Genomic DNA, 26,178 nt, shown 5'->3' with positions numbered 1-26,178 from the left:
CACTCCGTCGTCCGGCACTCCTCCGTCCCCGCCCCAGCGGGGACGGAGGAACGGACGGCGACGACCCCGGGTCCCGCCCGCCGCCCGGCGGCGGGCCCCGGCCGCACGACCCACACCCTCTCCGGGGTGACGGCGCACCCCGGCGTATCGCACCCGCCCGTACAACCAGCCTTTTCCTGGAGGCCATTCGTGCACGGGAACGACAGCACCACCAGTACCACCGGTACCGGGAACACCCCCGGAACCGGCGGCCGCAGACGGCGCCCCGGACTCCGCAGGGCCGTCGCCCTGTTCAGCGGAGCGCTCCTGGCGGGCGCCTCCCTCACCCTCGCCGTGCCCCCGGCCGGCGCCGCCGACTCCGACTCCTCGGGCGCGGCCGCCGCAGCCGAGGACTTCCAGCAGGTCACCCTCGCCAAGGGCGCGGCCGAGGTCGGCGAGCCGATGTCGCTGGCCGTGCTGCCGGACCGCTCGGTCCTGCACACCTCGCGCGACGGCACGCTGCGCCTGACCGACGCCGAGGGCGACACCGAGATCGCGGGCAAGCTCGACGTGTACTCGCACGACGAGGAGGGCCTGCAGGGCGTCGGCGTCGACCCCGGCTTCGCCGAGAACCGCTTCATCTACCTGTACTACGCGCCGCCGCTGGACACCCCCGAGGGCGACGCCCCGGAGAACGGCACCGCGGCCGACTTCGCGCCCTTCGACGGCGTCAACCGCCTCTCCCGCTTCGTGCTGAACGAGGACGGCACCCTCGACAACGCCAGCGAGAAGAAGATCCTCGACGTCCAGGCGACCCGGGGCATCTGCTGCCACGTCGGCGGCGACATCGACTTCGACGCCGAGGGCAACCTCTACCTGTCGACCGGCGACGACAGCAACCCGTTCCAGTCGGACGGCTTCACGCCCATCGACGAGCGCGCCGGCCGCAACCCGGTCTTCGACGCCCAGCGCACCTCCGGCAACACCAACGACCTGCGCGGCAAGATCCTGCGCATCAAGGTGAACGAGGACGGCTCGTACTCCGTCCCGGAGGGCAACCTCTTCGCCCCCGGCACGGAGAAGACGCGGCCCGAGATCTACGCCATGGGCTTCCGCAACCCGTTCCGCTTCAGCGTCGACAAGGAGACGGGCATCCTCTACGTCGGCGACTACGGCCCGGACGCCGGCGCGGCCAACCCCGACCGCGGCCCGGCCGGACAGGTCGAGTTCGCCCGCGTCACCGGCCCCGGCAACTTCGGCTGGCCGTACTGCACCGGCGACAACGACCCCTACGTCGACTACGACTTCGCCACCAGGACGTCCGGCGAGCCCTTCGACTGCTCGGCGCCCGTCAACGACTCGCCGAACAACACCGGCCTCACCCAGCTGCCCCCGGCCCAGCCCGCCTGGATCCCCTACGACGGCGCGTCCGTGCCCGAGCTCGGCGACGGCTCCGAGTCCCCGATGGGCGGCCCGGTCTACCACTACGACCCCGACCTCGACTCCCCGGTGAAGTTCCCGGAGGCATACGACGGCGACTTCTTCGCCGGTGAGTTCGGACGCCAGTGGATCAAGCGCATCACCTCGGACGCCGACGGCACCGTGCAGTCGATCAACGACGTCCCGTGGTCCGGCACCCAGATCATGGACATGGCCTTCGGCCCGGACGGCGCGCTGTACGTCCTGGACTACGGCCTCTCCTGGTTCGGCGGCGACGAGAACTCCGCCCTGTACCGCATCGAGAACGCCACCGACGGGCACTCCCCGGTCGCCCAGGCCGCCGCGGACCGCACCTCCGGCCAGGCCCCGCTGCGGGTCTCCTTCTCCTCCGCCGGCACCACGGACGCGGACGGCGACGCCCTCACCTACCGCTGGGACTTCGGCGACGGCTCCACCTCGACGGCCGCCAACCCCACCCACCGCTACCGCACCAACGGCACCTACACCGCGACCCTGACCGCCGAGGACCCCGACGGCCGCACCGGCAGCGCCAGCGTGCAGATCGTCGTCGGCAACACCGCGCCCACGGTGGAGCTCCAGCTGCCCCAGGACGGCCAGCTGTTCAGCTTCGGTGACGCCGTGCCGTTCAAGGTGAAGGTCACCGACCCCGAGGACCGCAGGAACATCGACTGCTCCAAGGTCAAGGTCAGCTTCATCCTCGGCCACGACAGCCACGGCCACCCGCTGACCTCGGCGAACGGCTGCTCCGGCACCATCCAGACCAGCGCCGACGGCGGCCACGACGAGAACGCCAACATCTTCGGCGTCCTCGACGCCGAGTACACCGACAACGGGGGCGGCGGCCAGGCGGCCCTCACCACGCACGACCAGAACGTCCTCCAGCCGCGCCACCGCCAGGCCGAGCACCACGACGACGCCTTCGGCGTGAGCGTCGTCAACCGCGACTCCGCCCACGGCGGCAAGACGGTCGGCGAGATCCACAACGGCGACTGGATCTCCTTCGAGCCCTACGTCCTGAGCAACGCCGAGTCGGTCACGGCGCGCGTCTCCTCCGCCGGCGAGGGCGGGAGCCTGGAGATCCGCTCGGGCTCGGCCAAGGGCAAGCTGCTCGGCCGTGCCACCGTCCCGTCGACCGGCGGCGCGGACGCCTACCAGGACGTGACGGCGAAGATCTCGAAGGCGCCGCGCGGCACCACCACCCTCTACCTGGTCTTCAAGGGCAAGGGCAGCGGAGCGCTGTACGAGCTGGACGACTTCACGTTCACGACCGGCTGACCGGGAGGTGAGAGTGTCATGCGCGCATCAGTACGCACACTGACGTCGGCCACCGCGGCCGCCCTGCTCCTCGGCTGCCTCGCGGCGCCCGCGGTCTCGCAGAACGCGGGCGGCGCCGGAGGCGAGGACAGCGCCGGCAAGCGGGTCCTGGTCTTCTCCAAGACCGCCGGCTTCCGCCACGACTCCATCCCGGAGGGCGTCGCCGCCGTCCGGGACCTGGGGGCGGCGCACGGCTTCGCCGTCGACGCCACCGAGGACGCGGGCGCGTTCACGGCCCGCAACCTGGCCCGGTACGACGCCGTGGTCTTCATGTCGACCACCGGCGACGTGCTGGACCGGACCCAGCAGAAGGCCTTCGAGCGGTACGTGGAACGCGGCGGCTCCTACGTCGGGGTCCACGCGGCCGCCGACACCGAGTACGACTGGGCCTTCTACGGCGGGCTCGCGGGCGCCTACTTCGCGTCCCACCCCGCGATCCAGCCGGCGACGGTGCAGGTGGAGGACCGGGGCCACCCGGCCACCGCACACCTCGGCCCCACCTGGGAGCGCACGGACGAGTGGTACAACTACCGCTCCAACCCGCGCGAGCAGGCCCACGTCCTGGCCACGCTCGACGAGTCGTCGTACAGCGGCGGCACGATGGACGGCGACCACCCGATCGCCTGGTGCCAGGAGTACGAGGGGGGCCGCGCCTTCTACACCGGGGGCGGCCACACCAAGGAGTCCTACGCCGACCCCGCCTTCCGGCAGCACCTGCTGGGCGGCATCCGGTGGGCCGTGGGCGACGCCCAGGCCGACTGCCGCCCGGAGAACGGCTACACGCCGCTCTTCGACGGCACGGCCGAGTCCCTCAAGGGCTGGAAGCAGGCCGGACCGGGCTCGTTCGCCCTCTCCGACGACGGCACGCTCACGTCGTCGGGCGGCATGGGCATGCTCTGGTACGCCTCGCCCCTGAAGTCCTACTCCCTGAAGCTCGACTGGAAGATGGCGAGCGCCTCCGGCGACGACAACTCGGGTGTCTTCGTGGGCTTCCCGCCCTCGGACGACCCGTGGTCGGCCGTGGACAACGGCTACGAGATCCAGATCGACGCGACCGACGCGCCGGACCGCACCACCGGGTCCGTGTACAGCTTCCAGTCGGCCGACGTGAAGAAGCGCGACCGCGCGCTGAACCCGCCGGGGGAGTGGAACACGTACGAGATCCGCGTGGAGGGCGAGCGCCTGCGGATCTGGCTCAACGGCGTGAAGATCAACGATTTCACCAACCGCGACCCGGCCCGCAGCCTGCGCGACGGACACATCGGCCTGCAGAACCACGGGGTCGAGGACGAGGTGTCCTTCCGCAACGTCCGCGTCAAGGAGCTGACCGGGCACCACGGCCATCACGGCGGCCACCACGGCGGCGACCACGGGGGCCACTAGGCCCCGCCGCCGGACCGCCGGACCGCCGAACTGCCGGCCCGCAGAATCACCGGATCGCCGTCCTCCGCCTCTCGATCACGGGAGGCGGAGGACGGCGGCGGGACCCGGCACCCGCCGCCCGACCGCCTTCCGCCCGACGGGCGGGGGAGCGGACCGGGCGGCGGCACCCGGACGGCGGTGGGCGGGGGACGCCGGACCCCCGCCCACCGTCACACCACACCCGTCCCGGGCCGGACCGCCATGGCACGGCCCGGCCCGGGACGGGTCCACGCCCACCACCGCGCACACGACACGCACGACAGGGACCACAGGCACGACAAGCAGGACAGGCACGACAGGGACCACAAGCACGACAAGCAGGACAGGAACCACAGGCACGACAGGCACGACAGGCACGACAGGCACGACAAGGAGGCTGCTCATGTCCGCCAACTCCGCTTCACGGGTGCCCGCCGACCCCGCTTCCCAGGAGGCCGCCGACTCCGCCCCCCGGGTGGGGGTGTGGCTGATCGGAGCCCGCGGTTCCGTCGCCACCACCGCGGTCGCCGGCTGCGCCGCGCTGACCGCGGGACTGCACCCGCCGGTCGGCATGGTCACCGAGACCCCCGCGTTCGCCGGCTGCGGCCTGCCGCCGCTGTCCTCCCTGGTCTTCGGCGGCCACGACACCGTCGACTGCCCGCTGCCCAAACGCGCCGAGGCGCTGGCCGCCGCCGGTGTACTCCCGCACGGGCTGCCGCACGCCGTCGCCGCCGACCTGGCCGCCGCCGACGCGGAGATACGGCCGGGCGGCCCGCTCCCCGGCGACACCCGCACCCAGGACGAACTCGTCGACGCCTTCGCCGCCGACCTGCGCGACTTCACCCGCCGCCACGGCCTGTCCCGCACCGTCGTGGTCAACGTCGCCTCCACCGAGCCGGTGCCCACCGGCCCCGACCTGCCCGCCAGCTCGCTGTACGCGGCGGCCGCCCTGCGCGCCGGCTGCCCGTACGTCAACTTCACGCCCTCGTCCGGGATGCACCACCCCGCGCTCGCCGCCGAGGCCGCCGCGTCCGGGCTGCCGTACGCGGGCCGCGACGGCAAGACCGGGCAGACCCTGCTGCGCTCGGTGCTCGGGCCGATGTTCGCCCAGCGCGCCCTGGCGGTACGGGCCTGGTCCGGCACGAACCTGCTGGGCGGCGGCGACGGCGCCGCCCTCGCCGACCCCGCCGCCGCGGCCGCCAAGAACGCCGGCAAGGAGCGCGTCCTCGCCGACACCCTCGGCGCCGTCCCCGAGGGCGAGGTCCACATCGACGACGTCCCCGCGCTCGGCGACTGGAAGACGGCCTGGGACCACATCGCCTTCGACGGCTTCCTCGGCGCGCGGATGGTCCTGCAGACCACCTGGCAGGGCTGCGACTCCGCGCTGGCGGCCCCGCTCGTCCTCGACCTCGCCCGCCTGCTGGCCCGCGCCCACGAGGCCGGCCTGTCGGGCCCCCTGACCGGCCTCGGCTTCTACTTCAAGGACCCGCACGGCGACGGACCGGCGGCGCTCGGCGAGCAGTACGCGCAGCTCACGGCGCTGGCGGAGCGGTTGCGCGGGGACGGGGGTACGGCGGCGGACGGGGCCGGAGGACCGGGGGAGGCCGAGGGAGGGGCGGCCCTGTGAGGCACGGAGCGCTGCGGCCGAAGGCGGGCCCGGGCGCGGTCCTGGGACTCGGGCTCGGCCTCGGGACGGCCGCCGGACTCGGACTGCTGCTCGGCCTCGGCCTCGGCTCCGGAAGAGCGGGAGCGACCCGGCGCCGGGGGACGACCGGAGGCCGGACCGGCGCCGTGGACGGGACCGGGGCCGTGGACGGGACCGGGGCCGACCACGGGCCCGGTACCGAGGAGAGGACCGCCGAGCGCGGCTTCGACACTGCGGCCGGGATCGGTCAGGGGTACGAGTCGTCGGAGGGGCAGCGCCCCGGGGAGTCGTCCGCCAGGGAGCGGCCGTCCGGAGACGGGCCGTCCGGAGACGGGGCGTCCGGGGAACGGTCCGCCGAAGAACTGCCGGCGGGAGACGGACCGGTCGAGGAGCGGCCGGACGGGGACGCCCGGAAGCGGCCGTCGGCCGGGCCGGCCGACGCGTCCCGTACGTGGGCCCCGTGGGCAGAACTGCTGCGCCTGCCCGCGCTGTTCACCGTCCCCGGTGACGCTCTCACGGGCGCCGCCGCGGCCGGCGCGCGCCCGAACCCGCGCACCCTGCTCGCCATCGGCTCCTCCCTCTGCCTGTACGAGGCGGGCATGGCCCTGAACGACTGGGCCGACCGCGCCGAGGACGCCGTGGACCGCCCGCACCGCCCGCTGCCCTCGGGCCGCATCCGCCCGGCGGCGGCGCTCGCGGCGGCCGTCGGCCTCACCGGCGCGGGCCTCGCGCTGGCCGCGGCCGCCGGCCGCCCGGCCCTGGCCGTCGCCGCACCGCTCGCGGCCACGGTCTGGGCGTACGACCTCGGTCTGAAGCGCACCGCAGCGGGTCCCGCGGCCATGGCGGCGGCCCGCTCCCTGGACCTCCTCCTGGGCGCGGCGGCGACGGCGGGCGGCAGCGCCCGCCCGGCGCTCCCGGCCGCGGCGGCCCTGGGCGCCCACACCCTGGCGGTCACCGCGGTCTCCCGCCGGGAGACGCAGGGCGGCTCCTCGGCGTTCCCGCTGGCGGCGCTGCTCGCGACGGCGGCCCTGGCCCGCCACACGGCCCGCCGTCCCGCGGCGCACCGCCCGGTGGCGGCCGCCGGCGCCCCGACCCCGCGCACCGCGCGTCCCTCGCCCGCCGACGCCCTGCGCGTCGCGCTGTCCGCCGGCTACGCCCTCACCGCCCTCCGTCCGTACTTCCACGCCGCCCTCAACCCCTCGCCCCAGCTCACCCAGCGCGCCGTCGGCGGCGGCATCCGCGCCATGATCCCGCTCCAGGCCGCCCTGTCCGCCCGCGCGGGCGCCCCCGCCACCGCCGTGCTGGTCGCGGCCCTCGCCCCCGCCGCCCGCCACTTCGGCCGAAAGGTGAGCGTGACATGACCTCCCTCCGCTTCGGTTACGGCACCAACGGCCTCACCGACCTCCGCCTCGACGACGCCCTCTGTCTCCTGGCCGACCTCGGCTACGACGGCGTCGGCCTGACCCTCGACCACATGCACCTGGACCCGCTGGCCCCGGACCTGGCCGCCCGGACCCGCCGGGTCGCCCGCCGGCTGGAGGAACTCGGTCTGGGCGTCACCGTCGAGACCGGCGCCCGCTACGTCCTCGACCCCCGCCGCAAACACGGCCCCTCCCTGCTCGACCCCGACCCCGACGACCGCGCCCGCCGGGTCGACCTGCTCGTCCGCGCCGTGCGGGTCGCCGCCGACCTCGGCGCCCACGCCCTGCACTGCTTCAGCGGCACCACCCCGCCGCACACGGACGAGGACACCGCGTGGAAGCGCCTGGCCGAGGCCCTCGCCCCCGTCCTGGACGCCGCCACCGCGGCGGGCGTCCCGCTCGCGGTCGAACCCGAACCCGGTCACCTCCTCGCCACCCTCGACGACTTCCACCACCTGCGGCAGCTGCTCGGCGGGCCCGAGGTCCTCGGCCTGACCCTGGACATCGGCCACTGCCAGTGCCTCGAACCGCTGTCCCCCGAGGACTGCGTACGGGCCGCCGCCCCCTGGCTGCGGCACGTCCAGATCGAGGACATGCGCCGCGGCGTCCACGAGCACCTCCCGTTCGGCGACGGCGAGATCGACTTCCCGCCGGTCCTCCGAGCCCTCGCGGCCGCCTCGTACCAGGGCCTGACCGTCGTCGAACTGCCCCGCCACTCCCACGCGGGGCCCCACCAGGCGGCACGGTCCCTGCCCTTCCTCCGGCACGCGGCCGGGCAGGCCCCCGAAAGGAGCACCCTGTGAGCAGCACGAGCGGCACGAGCGGCACGAGCGGCACGAGCGGCACGAGCGGCACGAGCGGCACGAGCGGCACGAGCGGCCCGTCCCGCGACCGGGCGGGTGACGACACCGGCCTCCCCGCCCCGGCCGGGCTGCGCGCCGAGCTCGACGCCCGGCTCGGCGAGGCCGCCCGCGCCTGGCTGGCCCGGGCCCTGGACGGGGCCGCCGCCCGACCCGGCGGCCACGGGCCCGTCTCCCCGTGGGAGCTGCGCGTCGCCGAGGCCGGCCGCCGCTGCGGGCCCGAGCACGCCGACGCCGCCCGCGTCCTGCTCCTGCACGCGGCCCGCGCCGACGCCGGCACCCTGGCCCGCGTCTACCGCCAGGGCACCGCCGACGAACGCCGCGCCGTCCTGAAGGCCCTGCCCCACCTCGTGCCCGGCCCCGAGGCGCTGCCGCTCGTCGAGGACGCCCTGCGCACCAACGACACCCGCCTCGTCGCCGCGGCCGTCGGCCCGTACGCCGCCCGCCACCTGGACGCCCACAACTGGCGGCACGCCGTCCTCAAGTGCCTGTTCACCGGCGTCGGCGTCGACGCGGTGGCGGACCTCGCCCGCCGCGCCCGCGCCGACGCCGAACTCGCCCGCATGCTCGCCGACTACGCCGCCGAACGCACCGCCGCGGGCCGTCCCGTCCCCGGCGACCTGCACCGCGTCCTGGCCCTGACCGAGCCCACGGCAACCCCCCACGGCAAGGAGTCCTGATGCGCATCTTCGACCCCCACATCCACATGACGTCACGGACCACCGACGACTACGAGGCCATGCGCGCCGTCGGCGTGCGCGCCGTGGTCGAACCGTCCTTCTGGCTCGGCCAGCCCCGCACCTCCCCGGCCTCCTTCCTGGACTACTTCGACGCGCTGCTCGGCTGGGAGCCCTTCCGCGCCGCCCAGTACGGCATCGCCCACCACTGCACGCTCGCCCTCAACCCCAAGGAGGCGAACGACCCGCGCTGCCTGCCGGTCCTGGACGAGCTGCCCCGGTATCTCGTGAAGGACCGCGTGGTCGCCGTCGGCGAGATCGGCTACGACTCCATGACGCCCGCCGAGGACACCGCGCTCGCCGCGCAGCTCCAGCTCGCCGCCGCCCACGAGCTGCCCGCCCTGGTGCACACCCCGCACCGCGACAAGCTCGCGGGGCTGCGCCGCACCCTCGACGTCGTGCGCGAGTCCGCCCTGCCCATGGACCGGGTCCTGGTCGACCACCTCAACGAGACCACCGTCAAGGAGGCCAAGGACGGCGGCTGCTGGCTCGGCTTCTCCGTCTATCCCGACACCAAGATGGACGAGGAGCGCATGGTCGCGGTCCTGAAGTCCTACGGAATGGAGAAGGTACTGGTCAACTCGGCCGCCGACTGGGGGAGGAGCGATCCGCTGAAGACCCGCAGGGTCGGCGACGCGATGCTGGCCGCGGGCTTCACCGAGGACGACGTCGACCAGGTGCTGTGGCGCAACCCCGTCGCCTTCTACGGCCTCAGCGGCCGCCTCGTCCTGGACGTGGAGGACACCGGCGCGGGAGCCACCCACGAGGGCAACTCCATCCTCCGGGGCGCTCCGGCGACGCCCGCGGAACCGGGGTCCGGCGCCCGCGGCAGCGAGGTCGCCCCGGCCGCGGGGGCGTGACCCGTGCGCTTCCGCCACCCCGACGGCTCGACCGTCCACCTCGCCTACTGCACCAACGTCCATCCCGCCGAGACCCTCGAGGGCGTGCTCGCCCAGCTGCGCGACCACTGCGAACCCGTACGCCGCCGCCTCGGCCGCGACCGGCTCGGCATCGGCCTGTGGCTGGCCAGGGACGCCGCGCGCGCCCTCGTCACCGACCCCTCCGCGCTGCGCCGCCTGCGCACCGAACTCGACACCCGGGGCCTTGAGGTCGTCACCCTCAACGGCTTCCCGTACGAGGGCTTCGGCGCCAGGGAGGTCAAGTACCGCGTCTACAAGCCGGACTGGGCCGACCCCGAGCGCCTGGAGCACACCACCGCCCTCGCCCGCGTCCTCGCCGGGCTGCTGCCCGACGACGTCACCGAGGGCACCGTCTCCACCCTGCCGCTGGCCTGGCGCACGGCCTACGACGACGCCCGCGCCGAACGGTCCCGCTCGGCCCTGCGCGCCCTCGGCGGGCGTCTGGACGCGCTGGAGGAGCTGACCGGCCGCTCGATCCGCATCGGCCTGGAGCCCGAACCGGGCTGCGTCGTGGAGACCACCGCCGACGCCGTCGTCCCGCTCACCGACGTCGGCCACGCCCGCGTCGGCCTGTGCCTGGACACCTGCCACCTCGCCACCTCCTTCGAAGACCCGCACACCGCCCTGGACGGGCTGGCCGCCGCGGGCGTCCCCGTCGTCAAGGCGCAGCTCTCGGCCGCCCTGCACGCCGAAGAGCCCCACCTCCCCGACGTCCGCGAGGCCCTCGCCGCCTTCGACGAGCCCCGCTTCCTGCACCAGACCCGCACCCTCACCTCCTCCGGGCTGCGCGCCACCGACGACCTCGGCGAGGCCCTGGCCGGCGACGTGCTGCCCGACGCCTCCCCGTGGCGCGCCCACTTCCACGTCCCACTGCACGCGGCCCCCGCCGCGCCCCTCACCTCCACCCTGTCCGTCCTCTCCGACACCCTCACCCGGCTCGTCGGCGGTCCCCGGCCGCTCACCCGCCACCTGGAGGTCGAGACCTACACCTGGCAGGCCCTGCCGCCCGAGCTGCGCCCCCGCGGCCGCGCCCAGCTCGCCGACGGCATCGCCGCCGAACTCACCCTCGCCCGTGACCTGCTGACCGACCTCGGCCTGAAGGAGCTCCCATGACCCCGGCTCCGCACGGTGACCCGGCGGCCGCCGGCGCCCCCGCGACCACGGACCCCGTACCGCTGCTCGTCCTGGACGTCGTCGGCCTCACCCCCCGTCTCCTCGACCACATGCCGCACCTGAAGGCCCTGGGACAGTCCGGCTCCCGCGCCGCCCTCGGCACCGTCCTGCCCGCCGTCACCTGCGCCGCCCAGTCCACCTTCCTCACCGGCACCATGCCCGCCGAGCACGGCATCGTCGGCAACGGCTGGTACTTCCGCGAACTGGGCGACGTCCTGCTGTGGCGCCAGCACAACGGCCTGGTCTCCGGCGACAAGGTCTGGGACGCGGCCCGGCGCGCGCACCCCGGCTACACGGTCGCCAACATCTGCTGGTGGTACGCCATGGGCGCCGACACCGACATCACCGTCACCCCCCGTCCCGTCTACTACGCCGACGGCCGCAAGGAACCCGACTGCTACACCCGGCCCCCGGCCCTGCACGACGAACTCACCGACAAGCTCGGCACGTTCCCGCTGTTCCACTTCTGGGGTCCCGGCGCCGACCTCGTCTCCAGCCGGTGGATCATCGACGCCACCCGCCACGTCCAGCGCACCCGGCGCCCGGACCTCACCCTGTGCTACCTCCCTCACCTCGACTACGACCTGCAGCGCTTCGGCCCCGACGACCCGCGCTCCCTCAAGGCGGCCGCCGACCTGGACGCCGCCCTCGCCCCCCTCCTCGACGACGCGAGGGCGGAGGGCCGCACGGTCGTCGCGCTGTCCGAGTACGGCATCACCGAGGTGAGCCGCCCCGTCGACATCAACCGTGCCCTGCGCCGTGCCGGACTCCTGGAGGTGCACACGCAGGACGGCATGGAGTACCTGGACCCGATGGCCTCCCGCGCCTTCGCCGTGGCCGACCACCAGATCGCCCACGTCTACGTGCGCCGGCCCGAGGACCTGGACGCCGTCCGCGCCGCGCTCGACGGGCTCCCCGGCATCGAGCAGCTCCTCGACGACGAGGGCAAGAAGGCCCACCACCTGGACCACCCGCGCTCCGGCGAACTGGTCGCCGTCGCCGAGCCGGACGCCTGGTTCACGTACTACTACTGGCTCGACGACGCCCGCGCGCCCGACTTCGCGCAGCTCGTCGAGATCCATCGCAAACCCGGTTACGACCCGGTCGAGCTCTTCATGGACCCCCAGGACCCCTATGTGAAGGTCAAGGCGGCGGGGGCGCTGGCCCGCAAGAAGCTCGGTATGCGGTACCGCATGGCGGTCGTGCCCCTGGACGCCTCACCCATTCGCGGCAGCCACGGCCGCCTTCCCGCGAGCGACGACGACGGTCCGCTCATCCTGTGCTCCACCCCCCACGCAGTCACCGGCCGCGTCGCGGCCACCGATGTGAAATCCCTCCTGCTCGACCTGGCCGGCCTCGCGTGAACGAGACGGCCGGATCGACTACGGACAGTGAAGCACGCGCCACTGACAACGCGTCCGGCACACGTCCGACCAGCACGTTCCCGGCACCCGCCACCGCTGCACACCGACCCGAAAGAGAGAGACCGTGACCGCGTTCAACGACGAATCCGGATCCGGCGACGCCCTGCGTCGTGCCCTCGGCGTCGACCGCCGCCGCTTCCTCAGCACCTGCACCGCCGTCGCGGGCGCGGCGATCGCCGCCCCCGTCCTCGGCGCCTCGCCCGCCCTGGCCGGGGACCGGGGCAGAGACCACGGCCAGGACCACGACCACGGCCGCGGCGACGCCCTCGTCCCCGCGGACAAGCGCGGCATCATCCTCTACACCGTCCGTGACGCCACGGGCCGCGACCCGCTCGCCTCGGACCTGCCCTCCGGCTTCCGCGAGGTCTTCAAGCAGCTCTCGCGCTTCGGCTACCGGCAGGTGGAGTTCGCCGGCTACGGCCAGCACGCCAACGCACCGGGCGGCGCGGACCTGGAGTCCGTCAAGGGCGCGCGGCTGCTGCGCTCCTGGCTCGACGACTACGGGCTGCGGGCGCAGGGCAACCACGGCTTCATCCCGTCCTCCTGGCCGCTGACAGCGGCCGACCTGGACACCTTCAAGAAGCACCTGGAGATCGCCAACATCCTGGGCATGGACCACATGGGCACCGGCGGCGACCCCACCTCCAGCTCCTACAAGGCCGACTGGGACGTGGCCGCCGACAAGTGGAACGCGCTGGGCGCGATCGCCCGCCGCGAGGGCGTCAAGCTCTACACCCACAACCACGACGCGGCGTACGGCTTCCTGCTCGACGGCGGCCCGCTGGACGACCAGGGGCGGCCCACCCGCAGCTCCGGCATCCGCAAGCTGGAGTACTTCCTGAAGGTCACCGACCCGAAGTCCGTCTGGCTGGAGATGGACATCTTCTGGGCGCACGTGGCCCAGTACAAGTTCCACACCTACACCGCCCACGACGGCTCCACCCGGGAGAAGGTCTTCGACCCGGCGGCGCTGGTGGCCCGCAACAACAAGCGCTACCCGCTGTTCCACGCCAAGGACGGCGTCGTCAACACCACCAGCGGCCAGGGCTACGACATGGTGCCGTTCGGTACCGGCGTCATCGACTACCGGACGTTCTTCTCGCGCGTCGGCGAGAGGAACTACCACAACCCCATGGTCGAGCAGGACAACGCCCCCAGCACCACCGACCCCGGCCAGTCCCTGAAGTACGCCAAGACCGGTTACGACAACCTCGCGGCCCTCCGCAAGAAGCGCCGCTGACCGTCGGGCGCACGGAAAGGCCCTTCCCGCGCGCGCGGGAAGGGCCTTTCCGCCTGTGGCGGGTGCCGTCCGGCTCCCGTCAGGCCGCGGGGTGCGGCGCCGGTTCACCGCCGCGTCCCGGCTGCCGCAGCAGCAGCGCGATCGCCGCGGCGGCCATGGAGACGCCGCCGGCGAGCGCGTAGGCGCCGTTGTAGCCCCAGGCGGCCACCACCATCGAGCCGAGGCCGCCGCCGAACAGGCCGCTGATCAGCTTGCCGCTGTAGACCAGGCCGTAGTTGGTGGCGTTGTAGTTCTCGCCGAAGTAGTCCGGGGTGAGCGCGGCGAACATCGGGTAGAACGCGCCGCCGCCGAAGCCCGACAGGAAGGCGAAGAACAGGAACAGCCACTCGTTCTTCACATCGCCGGCCCAGATGACGCCGAACTGGGCGAGCCCCAGGACCACGATGACGAAGACCAGGGTGAGCTTGCGGCCCCACAGGTCCGACAGCCAGCCCACCACGGCGCGCCCGATGCCGTTGATGACGGCCATGATGCCCATGGAGGAGGCCGCCACCAGGGGGCCGAAGCCGACCTCCTTGGCGAAGTCGACCTGGAAGGAGATGCCGAAGATCGACACTCCGGCGGTCATCACCACGGTGACCCACATCAGGGGGAGCATGCCGGTCCTGATGGCCTCCTTGGGGGTGTACTGCTTCACCGCGGGAGGGTTCTTGGCGAGGCTGCGGGCGCCGCGTCCCTGGCCCCCGTGGGTGAGCGGGTCGATGTCCGCCGGCCACCAGTTCCTGGGCGGGTCCTTGAAGAAGAACGCGGTCGACAGGACCACGATCATCACGTAACAGCCGATGAGGTCCAGGACCCGGTGGTAGTTGCCGGTGTCGAAGGCGTAGTTGAAGATGAAGATGAACGGCAGGGAGCCGTAGGCGAATCCGCCGTTGACGAATCCCGTCCTGGCCCCCCGCCGCTCGGGGAACCACTTGCCGACCATGTTGATGCAGGTGGCGTACACCAGGCCGGAGCCGATGCCGCCGACCACGCCGAACCCCAGGATCGCCAGAAGGACGTCACTCAGGTGCGACAGGGCCAGGAAACCGAGGAGGCACAGGCCCGCGCCGAGGTACATGGCCTTCCGGGCCGTCAGCAGGCCTCTCTCGCGCAGCCAGCCCGCGGGGAAGGCGATGCCGGCCTGGAAGAAGACCCAGACGCTGAGGATCCAGAAGGTGTCGGTCTGCGTCCAGCCGTGTGCGTGGGACAGGGTGTCCTCCGCCGAGCCGTACGCGTACTCGAAGACGCTGATCGCCATCATGGCGATCCAGGGGAGGTACACCATGAGTCTGCGGGAGTGGCCGAGGATGTCCCGGTCGGTCTCGCCGACCCGGTAGACCCGGCCCCGGGAGTCGACGACCTCCCGGTACGGGCGGTCGGTTCCGCCGGCCTGCGCCGGCGCGTTCTTCGCGGCGATGGGGTCCGCCGTCATATCACGCCATCTCCTCACCGAGGGGTTGCGGGTTGGGGGCGATGCCACGGGCCTTGGGCCGGCCCGGGGCCTTCAGGAACAGCGCCAGGAAGGCGGAGGCGATGCCGATGGAGCCGGCCAGGAACGCCCCGCCGTAGTCCCGGGCGCCCACGACGACCGCGCCCATGCCGGAGCCGACGAGCCCGGAGACCAGCTTCGGGCTGTAGACCATGCCGTAGTCGGACGCGTTGTTGTTCTCGCCGAAGCAGTCCGCCGTCATGGCCGCGAACAGCGGGAGGACAGCGCCGCCGCCGAAGCCGGAGACCATGGAGCAGAACAGGAAGAACGGCATGCTGCCCGTCTGGCCGGAGACCAGCACGCCGAACTGCGCGGTGCCGAGGACCAGACACACGACGATCAGGGTGTCGCGGCGGCCGAAGCGGTCGGAGACCCAGCGGATGACTCCGCGCCCGGTGCCGTTGACGATGGCCTTCAGGGACATCGCGGTCGCCACGATGCCGCCGGCGAAGCCCATGTCCTTGCCGAAGGGCACCGAGCCGTAGGCGAAACCGCCGTTGACCAGGCCGGTCTTGCCGCCCTTGCGCTCCGGGTACCACTTGCCGACCATGTTGACGCAGGTCGCGTGGACCAGGCCGGCGCCGATGCCGCTGAACATGCCGAAGCCGAAGTAGGCGACGGCCACGTGCGGCGCGTAGGTGAGCGACAGACAGCCGATGACGGTGCCGAGCGCGCCCAGGAACATGGCGTAGCGGGCGGGCAGCCTGCCCGACTCCCGCAGCCGCCCGGCGGGGAAGGCCACGGCCGCCTGGAAGAACACCCAGACGCCCATCAGCCGGAAGATGTGCCCACTGCTCCACAGGTGGGCCTCGTGCAGGGTGTCCCCGGCGGACGTGAAGGCGTACTCCGAGGAGCTGATGCCCGGCATCCCCGTCCAGGGGAAGAGCGCCATGGTCCAGCGCGGCCGTCCCCTGATGTCCCGGTCGGTCTCGCCGGTCCGGTACAGGCGGCCGTTGCGGTCCGTCACCTCCCCGTAGGGGACGGACGTGGTGAGGTCGGTGGTGGTCATGTCGGACAGCCCCTTGCGTCGAAGGATCTGGCCAGCGCCCTCTGTCCAATGCCTTTCGCGTGCGCACGGGTCCCGGGGCGGGCCGACGCGCACCGTCGGCCCGCCCCCGTGTGGGGTCAGGTCATGAACCACCGCCAGGAGGCCCGCCCGTCTCCCGCCGCCGCCCTGACGGAGGGCCTTCGGCCCGCAGCTTCGATGCCGCCCTGGCCCAGCGGTACTTCGCCCCGAGGACGGCCACCGGCTTCTCGGTCGTGTACGGGTAGGCCACGACGCCGCGCTCGTAGAGGTACTGGCAGGCCTCCTCGACCTCCACGTCGCCCGCCAGGGAGGCCACGACGGGCTTCTCGATGCCGCGCTCGCGGAACTCGGCCACCGCGCGCGCGGTGAGTTCGGCGAACACCATGGGAGGCGTCACGATGGTGTGCCAGTAGCCGAGGACGAGCGCGTGGACGCGCGGGTCCTGAAGGCCCAGCCGGATCGTCGCCTCGTACGTCGAGGGCGGCTCGCCCCCGGTGATGTCCACCGGGTTGCCCGCGGCCCCGAAGGGCGGGATGAACCGCCTGAAGGAGGCGTCCAGGTCCGGCGGGATCTCCATCAGGGACAGGCCGTTGTCGGTGACCGCGTCCGACAGCAGTACGCCGCTGCCGCCCGCCCCGGTGATGATGACGACGTTGTCCCCCTTAGGGGTGGGCAGCACGGGCAGGGCGCGCGCGTACTCCAGCATGTCGTTGAGTCCGGGGGCCCTGATGACGCCGGCCTGCCTCAGGATGTCGTCGTACACGGCGTCGTCGCCCGCTAGGGCCCCGGTGTGCGAGCCCGCTGCCCTCGCCCCGGCCGCCGTGCGGCCCGCCTTGAGGACCACGACGGGCTTCTTGGGGACGGTCCTCCTGGCCGCAGCGACGAAGGCGCGCCCGTCCTTGAGGTCCTCCAGGTGCATGGCGATGCACTCGGTGTGCGGGTCCTCGCCGAACCAGGTGAGCAGGTCGTCCTCGTCCAGGTCCGCCTTGTTGCCGAGGCCGACGATGGCGGAGACGCCCGTCTTCGTGGCGCGCGCGAACCCCAGGACGGCCATTCCGATGCCGCCGGACTGCGAGGTGAGCGCGACGCCGCCCTTGACGTCGTAGGGCGTGCAGAACGTGGCGCACAGGTCCTGCCACGTCGAGTAGTAGCCATAGATGTTGGGTCCCAGGAGGCGGATGCCGTGGCGTTCGGCGACGGCCACGACCTGCGCCTGGAGTTCGTGCTCGCCGGTCTCGGCGAACCCGGAGGGGATGAGGACGGCGTTGGGGATCTTCTTGCGCCCCACTTCCTCCAGGGCGGCGGCCACGAACCTGGCCGGGATGGCGAAGACCGCCACGTCCACCTCGCCGGGGACGTCGGTGACGCTCTCGTACGCCTTGCGGCCCAGGATGTCGTCGGCCTTGGGGTTGACCGGGTGGATCTCCCCGGAGAAGCCGCCGTCGACGAGGTTGCGCATCACCGAGTTGCCGATCTTGCCCGTCTCGTTGGAGGCGCCGATCACGGCGACGGAGGCGGGCCGCATCAGCCGGCGCATGGAGCGCAGGATCTCCTCGCGCGTGTAGGTGCGCCGCTTCGCGGGGGCCAAGTCCGCGAGGATGACCCGGATGTCGGCGGCGACCGCGGCCTCGGGGGTGGCGATCACGGGGTTGAGGTCCACCTCGGCGATCTCGGGGAAGTCCGTGACCAGCTCGGAGACCCGGCGGATCTGCTCGGCGAGGGCCCAGCGGTCCACCGGCGGCGCGCCGCGCACCCCGCGCAGCACCTCCGCGGCGCGGAGGGAGTCCAGCATCGACAGGGCCTCGTCGCCGTCCACGGGGGCGAGCCGGAAGGTGACGTCCTTGAGGACCTCCACCAGTACGCCGCCGAGCCCGAAGGCCACCACCTTGCCGAAGGTCGGGTCGGTCACCGCGCCGACGATGACCTCCTGGCCCGGCGGCAGCAGCTCCTGCACCTGGACGCCCTCGATCCGGGCGTCCGGCGCGTAGGCGCGCGCGTTCGCGACGATCCGGTGGAACGCCGCCCGTACGTCCGCCGCTCCCCGCACACCGACGACCACGCCGCCCGCGTCGGTCTTGTGCAGGATGTCGGGGGAGACGATCTTCATGACGACGGGGCCGTCGAAACGCGCCGCGCAGGCGACCGCCTCCTCGACGTCGGTCGCCAGCTCCTCGCCGGGCACCGCGATGCCGTACGCGTCGGCGATCACCTTGCCCTCCGGCGCGGTCAGCGCCGTGCGCCCCTCGGCGCGCACGGCGTCCAGGAGGGCGCGCACCCGCGTCCTGCGGTCCTCGGCCATCACCTCAGATCACCCCGTTCGACTTGAGCAGGCGCAGCTCCTCGTCGTCGAGGCCCAGCTCGCCGACGTAGACCTCTTCGTTGTGCTCGCCGAGCAGCGGTGAGCTGCTGACCTCGACGGGGGAGTCGGACAGCTTCAGCGGGCTGCCGACGGTGACGAACTCGCCGCGCTCGGGGTGCGGGACCGTCACGACCATCTCGTTGGCGATCAGCGAGGCGTCCTCGACGATCTCCTTGGTGGACAGGATCGGGCCGCACGGGATGTTGTGCGCGTTGAGCCTCTCCAGCACCTCCCACTTGGGCAGGGTCGAGGACCACTCCTCGACGAGCTGGAACATCTTGCTGAGCTTGGGCAGCCGGGCCTCCGGCGTCGCCCACTCGGGGTCCTCCGCCAGCTCGGGCCGGCCGATCAGGGCGCTGAGCGGCCTCCAGCCGACGGGCTGGACGATGACGTACACGTAGTCGTTCGGGCCGCCCGGCGCGCACTTGACCGCCCAGCCGGGCTGACCGCCGCCGGACGCGTTTCCCGATCGGGGAACCTCGTCGCCGAAGTCCTCGTTGGGATATTCGGCGAGCGGCCCGTGTGCCAGGCGCTGCTGGTCCCTCAGCTTCACCCGGCACAGGTTGAGTACAGCGTGCTGCATGGCCACGTTGACCCGCTGCCCACGCCCGGTGTTCTCGCGCTGGAACAGCGCCGCGAGGATCCCCGCGACGGCGTGCACACCCGTTCCCGAGTCCCCGATCTGGGCCCCCGTCGCCAGCGGCGGCCCGTCCTCGAAGCCGGTGGTGGACATCGACCCGCCCATGGCCTGCGCGACGACCTCGTACGCCTTGAAGTCGGTGTACGGACCGTCCCCGAACCCCTTGATGGAGGCATAGACGATCCGAGGATTGATCTCCTGGATGCGGTCCCAGGTGAAGCCCATGCGGTCGACCGCGCCCGGTCCGAAGTTCTCGACCATGACGTCGGAGCGCCGGATCAGCTCGGTGAGCAGCTCCTTGCCGCGCTGGGTCTTGGTGTTCAGCGTGATGCTGCGCTTGTTGCAGTTGAGCATCGTGAAGTAGAGGGAGTCGACGTCGGGGAGGTCGCGCAACTGTTTGCGCGTGATGTCGCCGGTCGGCGCCTCCAGCTTGACGACGTCCGCCCCGAGCCAGGCGAGCAGCTGGGTCGCCGAGGGCCCGGACTGGACGTGGGTCATGTCGAGGACGCGGATGCCTTCGAGGGCCTTGCCCGTCGTTGCGGTCGGTGCCTTGCCCGTCGTACCACTCATGGCAGCCACCTCACTTGTACATGGTCTGGTTCATGGTTCCGGGGGCGTACGCGTCCGGGTCGACCCAGACGTTGATCAGTGACGGCTTGCCCGACTCGCGGGCGCGGCGCAGGGCGGGGCCGATGTCGGCGGGGTCGCGGACCTCCTCGCCGTGGCCGCCCAGCATCCGGGCGAACTCGTCGTAGCGGACGTCGCCGAGGGTGTTGCCGACCCGCTCGCGTTCCTTGCCGTACTTGGCGGCCTGGCCGTAGCGGATCTGGTTCATGGAGGAGTTGTTGCCGACGATGCCGACGAAGGGGAGGTCGTAGCGGACGAGGGTCTCGAAGTCCCAGCCGGTGAGGCTGAACGCGCCGTCGCCGAAGAGCGCCACCACCTCCTTGTCCGGCCGTGCCTTCTTGGCCGCGAGGACGAAGGGGACGCCGACGCCGAGCGTGCCGAGCGGGCCCGGGTCCATCCAGTGCCCGGGCGACTTGGGCTGCACGACCTGCCCGGAGAAGGTGACGATGTCGCCGCCGTCCCCGATGTAGACCGAGTCCTCGGTGAGGAAGTCGTTGATCTCGCTGACCAGGCGGTAGGGGTGGATCGGGGAGGCGTCGGAGCGCAGGCTCGGAAGCCGCTTCTGAATCGCGGCCTGCTCGGCGGCGCGCAGTTCGTCGAGCCACTCCTTGCGCTTGGACGCGCCTCCGTTGAGGCGCCCGGAGGCGGCCTCGGTCACCGACTTCAGCACGAGTCCTGCGTCGCCGACGATGCCGAGGTCGACGTCGCGGTTCTTGCCGACCGTGCGGTAGTCGAGGTCGATCTGCACGACGGTCGCGTCCGGCGACAGCCGCTTGCCGTAGCCCATGCGGAAGTCGAAGGGCGTGCCGACGACGACGATGACGTCGGCGTTGGAGAAGGCGTACCGGCGGGAGAGCTGGAAGTGGTGCGGGTCGCCGGGTGGCAGGGTGCCGCGCCCCGCGCCGTTCATGTAGGCGGGGATGTTCAGGGCGCGTACGAGTCCGATGGCGGACTGGGTGCCGCGGGTGGTCCATACCTGGCTGCCCAGCAGGACGGCGGGCTTCTCGGCGTGCACGAGGAGGTCGGCGAGTTTCTCGATCGCCTCGGGGTCGCCGGCGGAGCGTGTCGAGGCGCGGTAGTGCCCTGCCCTGGGCACGCGCGCCTTGTCGGCGGGCACCTTCGCGTCCAGTACGTCGCGCGGGATCTCCAGGAAGGAGGGGCCGGGTGCGCCGTGGTAGCACTCGCGGAAGGCCATGGACACCATGTCGGCGGCGCGCGCGGTGTCGGGCACGGTCGCCGCGAACTTGGTGATCGGCGTCATCATGTCGACGTGGGGGAGGTCCTGCAGCGACCCCATCTTGTGCTGGGTGTGCGCGCCCTGGCCGCCGATCAGCAGCATGGGGGACTCCGCGCGGAAGGCGTTGGCGACACCGGTCACGGCGTCGGTGGTGCCGGGTCCCGCGGTGACGACGGCGCAGCCCGGCTTGCCGGTGACGCGCGCGTACCCGTCGGCGGCGTGGGCGGCGACCTGCTCGTGGCGGACGTCGACGACCTCGATGCCCTCGTCGACGCAGCCGTCGTAGATGTCGATGATGTGGCCGCCGCACAGGGTGTAGATGACCTCCACACCCTCCGCTTTGAGTGCCTTGGCGACCAGGTGCCCACCGGAGATGAGGTTCTGGCTGGTGTCGTCGGGCATGGCGGAGTCCTGTCCCTTCGTAGGGGATGGGGTGTACGGAAGCGCAGGTCGGAAGTGGTGCGCGCGCTGTTCGTGGAGGCCGTCGCAGTACATTGCATACAGTCGACGAATACTGTATGAAGCTTGTTATCCCGCATCTGATGAGTGGTGTCCAGGGGGCGTGCGGCACTTTTCGCGGATTCGGAAACGCCCCGGTACGAGCCCAGGGGCCGCCTCGGCGCAGGGCCGGGGACTGCCCGGGCACAGAACCGGGGGGACCGCCCCGGCGCGGGATCGGGGGACTGCCCTGGTGCGGGACCGGGGGACCGCCCCGGTCAAGACGGCAGACGGGAGCCGGAATGGACCTGCTCGAGCACCAGGCAAGGGAACTCTTCGCGGACCACGGCATAGAGGTGCCCCGGGCCGAGATCACGGATTCACCCAAGGAGGCGCGCGGCATCGCCCGCCGGCTCGGCGGCCGCGTCGTCGTCAAGGCCCAGGTCAAGACCGGCGGCCGCGGCAAGGCGGGCGGCGTCGAACTCGCCGCGGACCCGGCCGCCGCCGAACTGACGGCGCGCCGGATCCTCGGCATGGACATCAAGGGCCACCGGGTGGACACGGTGATGCTGGCCGAGCCGGTCGACATCGAGAGCGAGTTCTACGTCTCCTACGTCCTCGACCGCGCGGACGGCCGCTTCCTCGCCATCGCCTCCGCGGAAGGCGGCACGGAGATCGAGGAGGTGGCGGCCGCCCGGCCCGAGGCCGTCGCGCGCATCCCGGTCGACCCGGCCGAGGGCGTCACCACGGTGGTCGCCGCCCGGATCGCGGACGCGGCGGGTCTGCCCCCACAGACGGTCGACACACTGGTCAGGCTCTGGCAGGTCCTGACCCGCGAGGACGCGCTCCTGGTCGAGGTCAACCCCCTCGTCCGTACGCGACAGGGCCGCATCCTCGCCCTGGACGGCAAGGTCACCCTCGACGACAACGCCCGCTTCCGGCAGGCGCGGTGGGGCGACCAGGAGCCCCCGCGCGGCGACCCGCTGGAGGCCGCGGCCGCCGCCAGGGGTCTCAACTACGTCAAGCTGGACGGCGAGGTCGGCGTCATCGGCAACGGCGCGGGCCTGGTCATGTCCACTCTCGACGTGGTCGCCGGCTGCGGCGCCCGGCCCGCGAACTTCCTCGACATCGGCGGCGGCGCCTCGGCACAGGTCATGGCCGACGGCCTCTCCGTCGTCCTGTCCGACCCGGCCGTGAAGTCCGTCTTCGTCAACGTCTTCGGCGGCATCACCGCCTGCGACGCCGTCGCCGACGGCATCGTCCGCGCCCTGGAGACCGTCCACCTCACCAAACCGCTGGTCGTACGCCTGGACGGCAACAACGCCGTCCGCGGCCGCGCCGTCCTCGACGCCCGCGCGCACCCGCTCGTCCAGCAGGCCACCACCATGGACGGCGCCGCGCGCCGCGCCGCCGACCTCGCCCACGCCGGCTGAAGGGAGCAGGACATGGCCGTCTACCTCACGCAGAAGAGCAAGGTCCTCGTCCAGGGCATGACCGGCGCGGAGGGCATGAAGCACACTCGGCGGATGCTCGCCGCGGGCACGGACGTCGTCGGCGGCGTCAACCCGCGCAAGGCCGGCCGCACCGGCGACTTCGGCGACCGCCGGGTCCCGGTCTTCGGCACGGTCCGCGACGCCGTCGAGGCCACCGGCGCCGACGTCACCGTCGTCTTCGTTCCGCCCGCCTTCGCAAGGGCCGCCGTCACCGAGGCCGCCGACGCCGGCATCGGACTCGCCGTCGTGATCACCGAGGGCATCCCCGTGCACGACACGGTCGCCTTTTGCGCGTACGCCGCAGAGCGTGGCACCCGCATCATCGGCCCCAACTGCCCCGGACTGATCACCCCCGGACAGGCGAACGCGGGCATCATTCCGGCCGACATCACCAAGCCCGGCCGCATCGGCCTCGTCTCCAAGTCCGGCACCCTCACCTATCAACTCATGCACGAACTGCGCGACATCGGCTTCTCCACCTGCGTCGGCATCGGCGGCGACCCGGTCGTCGGCACCACCCACATCGACTGTCTGGCCGCCTTCCAGAAAGACCCCGACACCGAGCTGATCGTGCTCATCGGCGAGATCGGCGGCGACGCCGAGGAGCGCGCCGCCGCCTACGTCCGCGAGTACGTCACCAAGCCCGTCGTCGGCTACATCGCCGGTTTCACCGCCCCGGAGGGCAGGACCATGGGGCACGCCGGAGCGATCGTCTCCGGCTCCTCGGGCACCGCACAGGCGAAGAAAGAGGCCCTCGAGGCGGCCGGTGTCCACGTCGGCGGCACTCCGACCGAAACGGCTCGGCTCGTCCTCGCCCGGCTGGAAAGCGGGACACGGCGTCACTCATAGTGGTGAGGTGGTGACTGCCCAGCGCGCTCACCGCCTCACCACCATCCGCCGTACGCACGGCTTTCCACGCGTACGGCGGTTCGGCCGTGCGATCCCGCCCCCGACCGTGCACCGAGAGCGGAGAGACCCGAATGGCAGCCCGACCCACCCTCACCCTCAAGTCCGGCACGTCCTGGTCCGACGCCTGGCAGCAGTGCCTGGCCGTCGCCCCGGAGGCCTTCCGCGACGACCGCGTCCTCAACCTCTGGAACGGCGCCTGGCAGGAGGACGGCCGCGCCCTTCCCGCCACCAGCCCCGTCGACGGCAGCCCCGTCGCGGGCCCGCCACGGCTCGACGGCACCGTCGCCCACCAGGCCGTACACGCCTCCCTCGACCAGCACCGCGCCTGGCGCCACGTCCCGCTGGAGGAACGCCGCGCCCGCGTCGCCGCCACCCTCGACGCGCTCACCGAACACCGCGAACTGCTCGCCCTCCTCCTGGTCTGGGAGATCGGCAAGCCCTGGCGGCTCGCGCAGGCCGACGTCGACCGCGCCATCGACGGCGTGCGCTGGTACGTCGACACCATCGACCCGATGCTCGCAGGGCGCGCCCCGCTGGACGGTCCCGTCTCCAACATCGCCAGCTGGAACTATCCGATGAGCGTGCTCGTTCACGCCATGCTGGTCCAGGCACTGGCAGGGAACGCGGTGATCGCCAAGACCCCGACCGACGGCGGCGTCGCGTGCCTCACCCTCGCCTGCGCCCTCGCCGCCCGCGAGGGGGTCCCCGCCACCCTCGTCAGCGGCAGCGGAGGCGAGCTGTCGGAGGCGCTCGTCCGCGCCCCCGAGATCGGCTGCGTCTCCTTCGTCGGCGGCCGCGACACCGGCGCCGCGGTGGCCACCGCCGTCGCCGACCTCGGCAAGCGCCACATCCTCGAACAGGAGGGACTGAACACCTGGGGCATCTGGAACTACAGCGACTGGAGCTCGCTGACCGGGATGATCCCCAAGCTCTTCGACTACGGCAAGCAGCGCTGCACGGCGTACCCGCGCTTCGTCGTCCAGCGCGAACTGTTCGACGCCTTCCTCGCCGCATACCTGCCGGCCGTCCGCATCCTCCGCGTCGGCCACCCCCTCGCGGTGGAGAACCCCGACGATCCCTACCCGCAGCTCGACTTCGGCCCGGTCATCAACGCCGCCAAGGCCAAGGAGCTGAACGACCAGGTCGCCCTCGCGATCGACCGCGGCGCGATCCCGCTGCACCGCGGCAAGCCGGCGGACGCCTTCTTCCTGCCCGGCCAGGACACCTCGGCCTACGTCCAGCCGGTCACCCTCCTCAACCCGCCACCGTCCTCCCCGCTGCACCACGCGGAACCCTTCGGCCCGGTCGACACCGTCGTCCTGGTCGACACCGAGGCCGAACTGCTGGCCGCCATGAACGCCTCCAACGGCGCCCTGGTCGCCACCCTCTCCACCGACGACCGCGATACCTTCGACCGCCTGGCCCCCCAGATCCGCGCCTTCAAGGTCGGCCACGGCAAGCCCCGCTCCCGCGGCGACCGCGACGAGCTCTTCGGCGGCTTCGGCGCGTCCTGGCGCGGCGCCTTCGTCGGCGGCGACCTCCTGGTCCGAGCGGTCACCCAGGGCCCGGAGGGCGAACGCCTGCCGGGGAACTTCCCGGAGTACCAACTGATGCCGTGAGCGGACGGGCGAAGCGACAGGCGCACACGTGACGGCACGCTGACGAGGCGCCGCGACAGTGTGACGCCGAGGAAAACGGTGCGTGAGCGACGGCCACGCCCAGGCACGCGAACCGAGTGAACCGTGCCACCGCACCGAGAGAAGCCTGAGAGGGACCGGGACCCGTGCGTGTACGCGTGACCAGCGACCACGCTCACGCACGGGGCCCGCAGTCCTCCGCGCACCACTGCCCACCCGAACAGCCACAGCGCACCGACCCCACTACGCACAGTGAAGACCTGATCGCGAATACGCAGGTGAAAGGCACTCTCAAACCTTGGTATTGTTGTCCATGTCGCCGCCGGGAGAGACCCCGGCAAGGCGGCAGACACCTGGTCCGGGTGGCGGAATGGCAGACGCGCTAGCTTGAGGTGCTAGTGCCCTTTATCGGGCGTGGGGGTTCAAGTCCCCCCTCGGACACTCGCTGTAGCGATACGCGGATGAGGGCCTCGACCTGACGGTCGCGGCCCTACGTGCATGTTCATACCTGCTCTCGATGCGAGGGTTTCGTGGAGCGGGCCCTTGTTCTCGGCGTCGACGGCTAGCGCGCGCTGAGCGATGTCCCCGAGTTCCTCAACCATCTCCTGGATCTGGTCGGCGGTGAGGGGAGGGTCCTTCTTGCGGGTGACGGCGGTCGGCTTTCCAGGACCGTTCAGGAACCGCCATAAATGGCAGCGCGGATGT

General features: G+C 72.5%; 18 protein-coding genes and 1 tRNA gene. 14 read left to right on the top strand and 5 right to left on the bottom strand.

Annotation, left to right across the window (positions count from 1 at the left end; genetic code table 11):
- The first annotated feature begins 189 nt into the window (after nucleotides 1-189).
- From IE271_RS13485 to IE271_RS13440, 10 genes are all read left to right on the top strand, one after another.
- Entirely contained in the window at nucleotides 190-2,715 is a 2,526-nt protein-coding gene (locus IE271_RS13485) for a PQQ-dependent sugar dehydrogenase (RefSeq protein WP_190190504.1), read from the top strand.
- Between the two features lie 18 nt (nucleotides 2,716-2,733).
- Nucleotides 2,734-4,137, top strand: a complete 1,404-nt coding sequence (locus IE271_RS13480) for a ThuA domain-containing protein (protein WP_190190503.1) — start codon at nucleotides 2,734-2,736, stop codon at nucleotides 4,135-4,137.
- 421 nt (nucleotides 4,138-4,558) lie between these two features.
- Nucleotides 4,559-5,782: an inositol-3-phosphate synthase gene (locus IE271_RS13475; protein WP_190190502.1), complete on the top strand. Its 1,224-nt coding sequence runs from the start codon at nucleotides 4,559-4,561 to the stop codon at nucleotides 5,780-5,782.
- A gap of 380 nt (nucleotides 5,783-6,162) precedes the next feature.
- Nucleotides 6,163-7,161, top strand: a complete 999-nt coding sequence (locus IE271_RS13470) for an SCO3242 family prenyltransferase (protein WP_190190597.1) — start codon at nucleotides 6,163-6,165, stop codon at nucleotides 7,159-7,161.
- Complete coding sequence (locus tag IE271_RS13465; protein WP_190190501.1) at nucleotides 7,158-8,024, top strand: sugar phosphate isomerase/epimerase family protein; 867 nt, start codon at nucleotides 7,158-7,160, stop codon at nucleotides 8,022-8,024. Before IE271_RS13470 ends, IE271_RS13465 begins: the two co-directional genes overlap by 4 nt.
- Nucleotides 8,025-8,152: 128 nt before the next feature.
- A complete protein-coding gene (locus tag IE271_RS13460) occupies nucleotides 8,153-8,761 on the top strand; it encodes an EboA domain-containing protein (protein ID WP_190190596.1) in 609 nt (202 codons plus the stop codon).
- On the top strand, nucleotides 8,761-9,678 hold the full coding sequence (locus tag IE271_RS13455; protein WP_190190500.1) for a TatD family hydrolase: 918 nt from the start codon (nucleotides 8,761-8,763) through the stop codon (nucleotides 9,676-9,678). Before IE271_RS13460 ends, IE271_RS13455 begins: the two co-directional genes overlap by 1 nt.
- A 3-nt stretch (nucleotides 9,679-9,681) precedes the next feature.
- Entirely contained in the window at nucleotides 9,682-10,851 is a 1,170-nt protein-coding gene (gene eboE / locus IE271_RS13450; RefSeq protein ID WP_190190499.1) for a metabolite traffic protein EboE, read from the top strand.
- Nucleotides 10,848-12,275: an alkaline phosphatase family protein gene (locus IE271_RS13445; RefSeq protein ID WP_190190498.1), complete on the top strand. Its 1,428-nt coding sequence runs from the start codon at nucleotides 10,848-10,850 to the stop codon at nucleotides 12,273-12,275. Before eboE ends, IE271_RS13445 begins: the two co-directional genes overlap by 4 nt.
- A gap of 124 nt (nucleotides 12,276-12,399) precedes the next feature.
- Entirely contained in the window at nucleotides 12,400-13,575 is a 1,176-nt protein-coding gene (locus tag IE271_RS13440; RefSeq protein WP_190190497.1) for a sugar phosphate isomerase/epimerase family protein, read from the top strand.
- Nucleotides 13,576-13,654: 79 nt separating this feature from the next.
- On the opposite strand, the gene IE271_RS13435 is transcribed toward IE271_RS13440, so the two are convergent.
- From IE271_RS13435 to IE271_RS13415, 5 genes are all read right to left on the bottom strand, one after another.
- A complete protein-coding gene (locus IE271_RS13435; RefSeq protein ID WP_190190496.1) occupies nucleotides 13,655-15,049 on the bottom strand; it encodes an OFA family MFS transporter in 1,395 nt (464 codons plus the stop codon).
- Between the two features lies 1 nt (nucleotide 15,050).
- Nucleotides 15,051-16,115 (bottom strand): MFS transporter, encoded by a 1,065-nt coding sequence (locus IE271_RS13430; RefSeq protein ID WP_190190495.1) that lies wholly within the window; start codon nucleotides 16,113-16,115, stop codon nucleotides 15,051-15,053.
- A gap of 121 nt (nucleotides 16,116-16,236) precedes the next feature.
- The gene (locus IE271_RS13425; protein ID WP_229919311.1) at nucleotides 16,237-18,432 is read right to left on the bottom strand and encodes an acetate--CoA ligase family protein; all 2,196 of its coding nucleotides are present in this window, start codon (nucleotides 18,430-18,432) and stop codon (nucleotides 16,237-16,239) included.
- Nucleotides 18,433-18,436: 4 nt separating this feature from the next.
- Nucleotides 18,437-19,702 (bottom strand): formyl-CoA transferase, encoded by a 1,266-nt coding sequence (gene frc / locus IE271_RS13420; protein ID WP_190190494.1) that lies wholly within the window; start codon nucleotides 19,700-19,702, stop codon nucleotides 18,437-18,439.
- Between the two features lie 10 nt (nucleotides 19,703-19,712).
- Nucleotides 19,713-21,398 carry a thiamine pyrophosphate-binding protein gene (locus tag IE271_RS13415; RefSeq protein ID WP_190190493.1) on the bottom strand — a complete coding sequence of 562 codons (1,686 nt, stop codon included), beginning with the start codon at nucleotides 21,396-21,398 and terminating at the stop codon, nucleotides 19,713-19,715.
- Nucleotides 21,399-21,736: 338 nt separating this feature from the next.
- Here IE271_RS13415 and sucC point away from each other — a divergent pair, with 338 nt between their 5' ends.
- From sucC to IE271_RS13395, 4 genes are all read left to right on the top strand, one after another.
- Nucleotides 21,737-22,867: an ADP-forming succinate--CoA ligase subunit beta gene (sucC, locus tag IE271_RS13410; RefSeq protein ID WP_190190492.1), complete on the top strand. Its 1,131-nt coding sequence runs from the start codon at nucleotides 21,737-21,739 to the stop codon at nucleotides 22,865-22,867.
- A 12-nt stretch (nucleotides 22,868-22,879) separates the two neighbouring features.
- Nucleotides 22,880-23,776 (top strand): succinate--CoA ligase subunit alpha, encoded by an 897-nt coding sequence (gene sucD / locus IE271_RS13405; RefSeq protein ID WP_190190491.1) that lies wholly within the window; start codon nucleotides 22,880-22,882, stop codon nucleotides 23,774-23,776.
- 131 nt (nucleotides 23,777-23,907) lie between these two features.
- Nucleotides 23,908-25,455 (top strand): aldehyde dehydrogenase family protein, encoded by a 1,548-nt coding sequence (locus tag IE271_RS13400; RefSeq protein ID WP_190190490.1) that lies wholly within the window; start codon nucleotides 23,908-23,910, stop codon nucleotides 25,453-25,455.
- A gap of 374 nt (nucleotides 25,456-25,829) precedes the next feature.
- Nucleotides 25,830-25,914: transfer RNA gene (locus IE271_RS13395), tRNA-Leu, on the top strand.
- Nucleotides 25,915-26,178 lie beyond the last annotated feature (264 nt).

The organism is Streptomyces minutiscleroticus (assembly GCF_014650875.1).
In the GTDB taxonomy this organism is placed as follows: Bacteria; Actinomycetota; Actinomycetes; order Streptomycetales; family Streptomycetaceae; genus Streptomyces; species Streptomyces minutiscleroticus.
This window is presented reverse-complemented; position numbering and strand designations above follow the sequence as displayed.

Bases quoted from the DNA above. Each gene is read 5' to 3' on its own strand.
- IE271_RS13400 (WP_190190490.1), top strand. From the start codon at position 23,908: ATGGCAGCCCGACCCACCCTCACCCTCAAGTCCGGCACGTCCTGGTCC.
- IE271_RS13455 (WP_190190500.1), top strand. From the start codon at position 8,761: ATGCGCATCTTCGACCCCCACATCCACATGACGTCACGGACCACCGAC.
- IE271_RS13435 (WP_190190496.1), bottom strand. From the start codon at position 15,049: ATGACGGCGGACCCCATCGCCGCGAAGAACGCGCCGGCGCAGGCCGGC.
- IE271_RS13475 (WP_190190502.1), top strand. From the start codon at position 4,559: ATGTCCGCCAACTCCGCTTCACGGGTGCCCGCCGACCCCGCTTCCCAG.
- sucC (WP_190190492.1), top strand. From the start codon at position 21,737: ATGGACCTGCTCGAGCACCAGGCAAGGGAACTCTTCGCGGACCACGGC.
- IE271_RS13425 (WP_229919311.1), bottom strand. From the start codon at position 18,432: ATGGCCGAGGACCGCAGGACGCGGGTGCGCGCCCTCCTGGACGCCGTG.
- IE271_RS13445 (WP_190190498.1), top strand. From the start codon at position 10,848: ATGACCCCGGCTCCGCACGGTGACCCGGCGGCCGCCGGCGCCCCCGCG.
- sucD (WP_190190491.1), top strand. From the start codon at position 22,880: ATGGCCGTCTACCTCACGCAGAAGAGCAAGGTCCTCGTCCAGGGCATG.
- IE271_RS13415 (WP_190190493.1), bottom strand. From the start codon at position 21,398: ATGCCCGACGACACCAGCCAGAACCTCATCTCCGGTGGGCACCTGGTC.
- frc (WP_190190494.1), bottom strand. From the start codon at position 19,702: ATGAGTGGTACGACGGGCAAGGCACCGACCGCAACGACGGGCAAGGCC.
- IE271_RS13480 (WP_190190503.1), top strand. From the start codon at position 2,734: ATGCGCGCATCAGTACGCACACTGACGTCGGCCACCGCGGCCGCCCTG.
- IE271_RS13430 (WP_190190495.1), bottom strand. From the start codon at position 16,115: ATGACCACCACCGACCTCACCACGTCCGTCCCCTACGGGGAGGTGACG.
- IE271_RS13465 (WP_190190501.1), top strand. From the start codon at position 7,158: ATGACCTCCCTCCGCTTCGGTTACGGCACCAACGGCCTCACCGACCTC.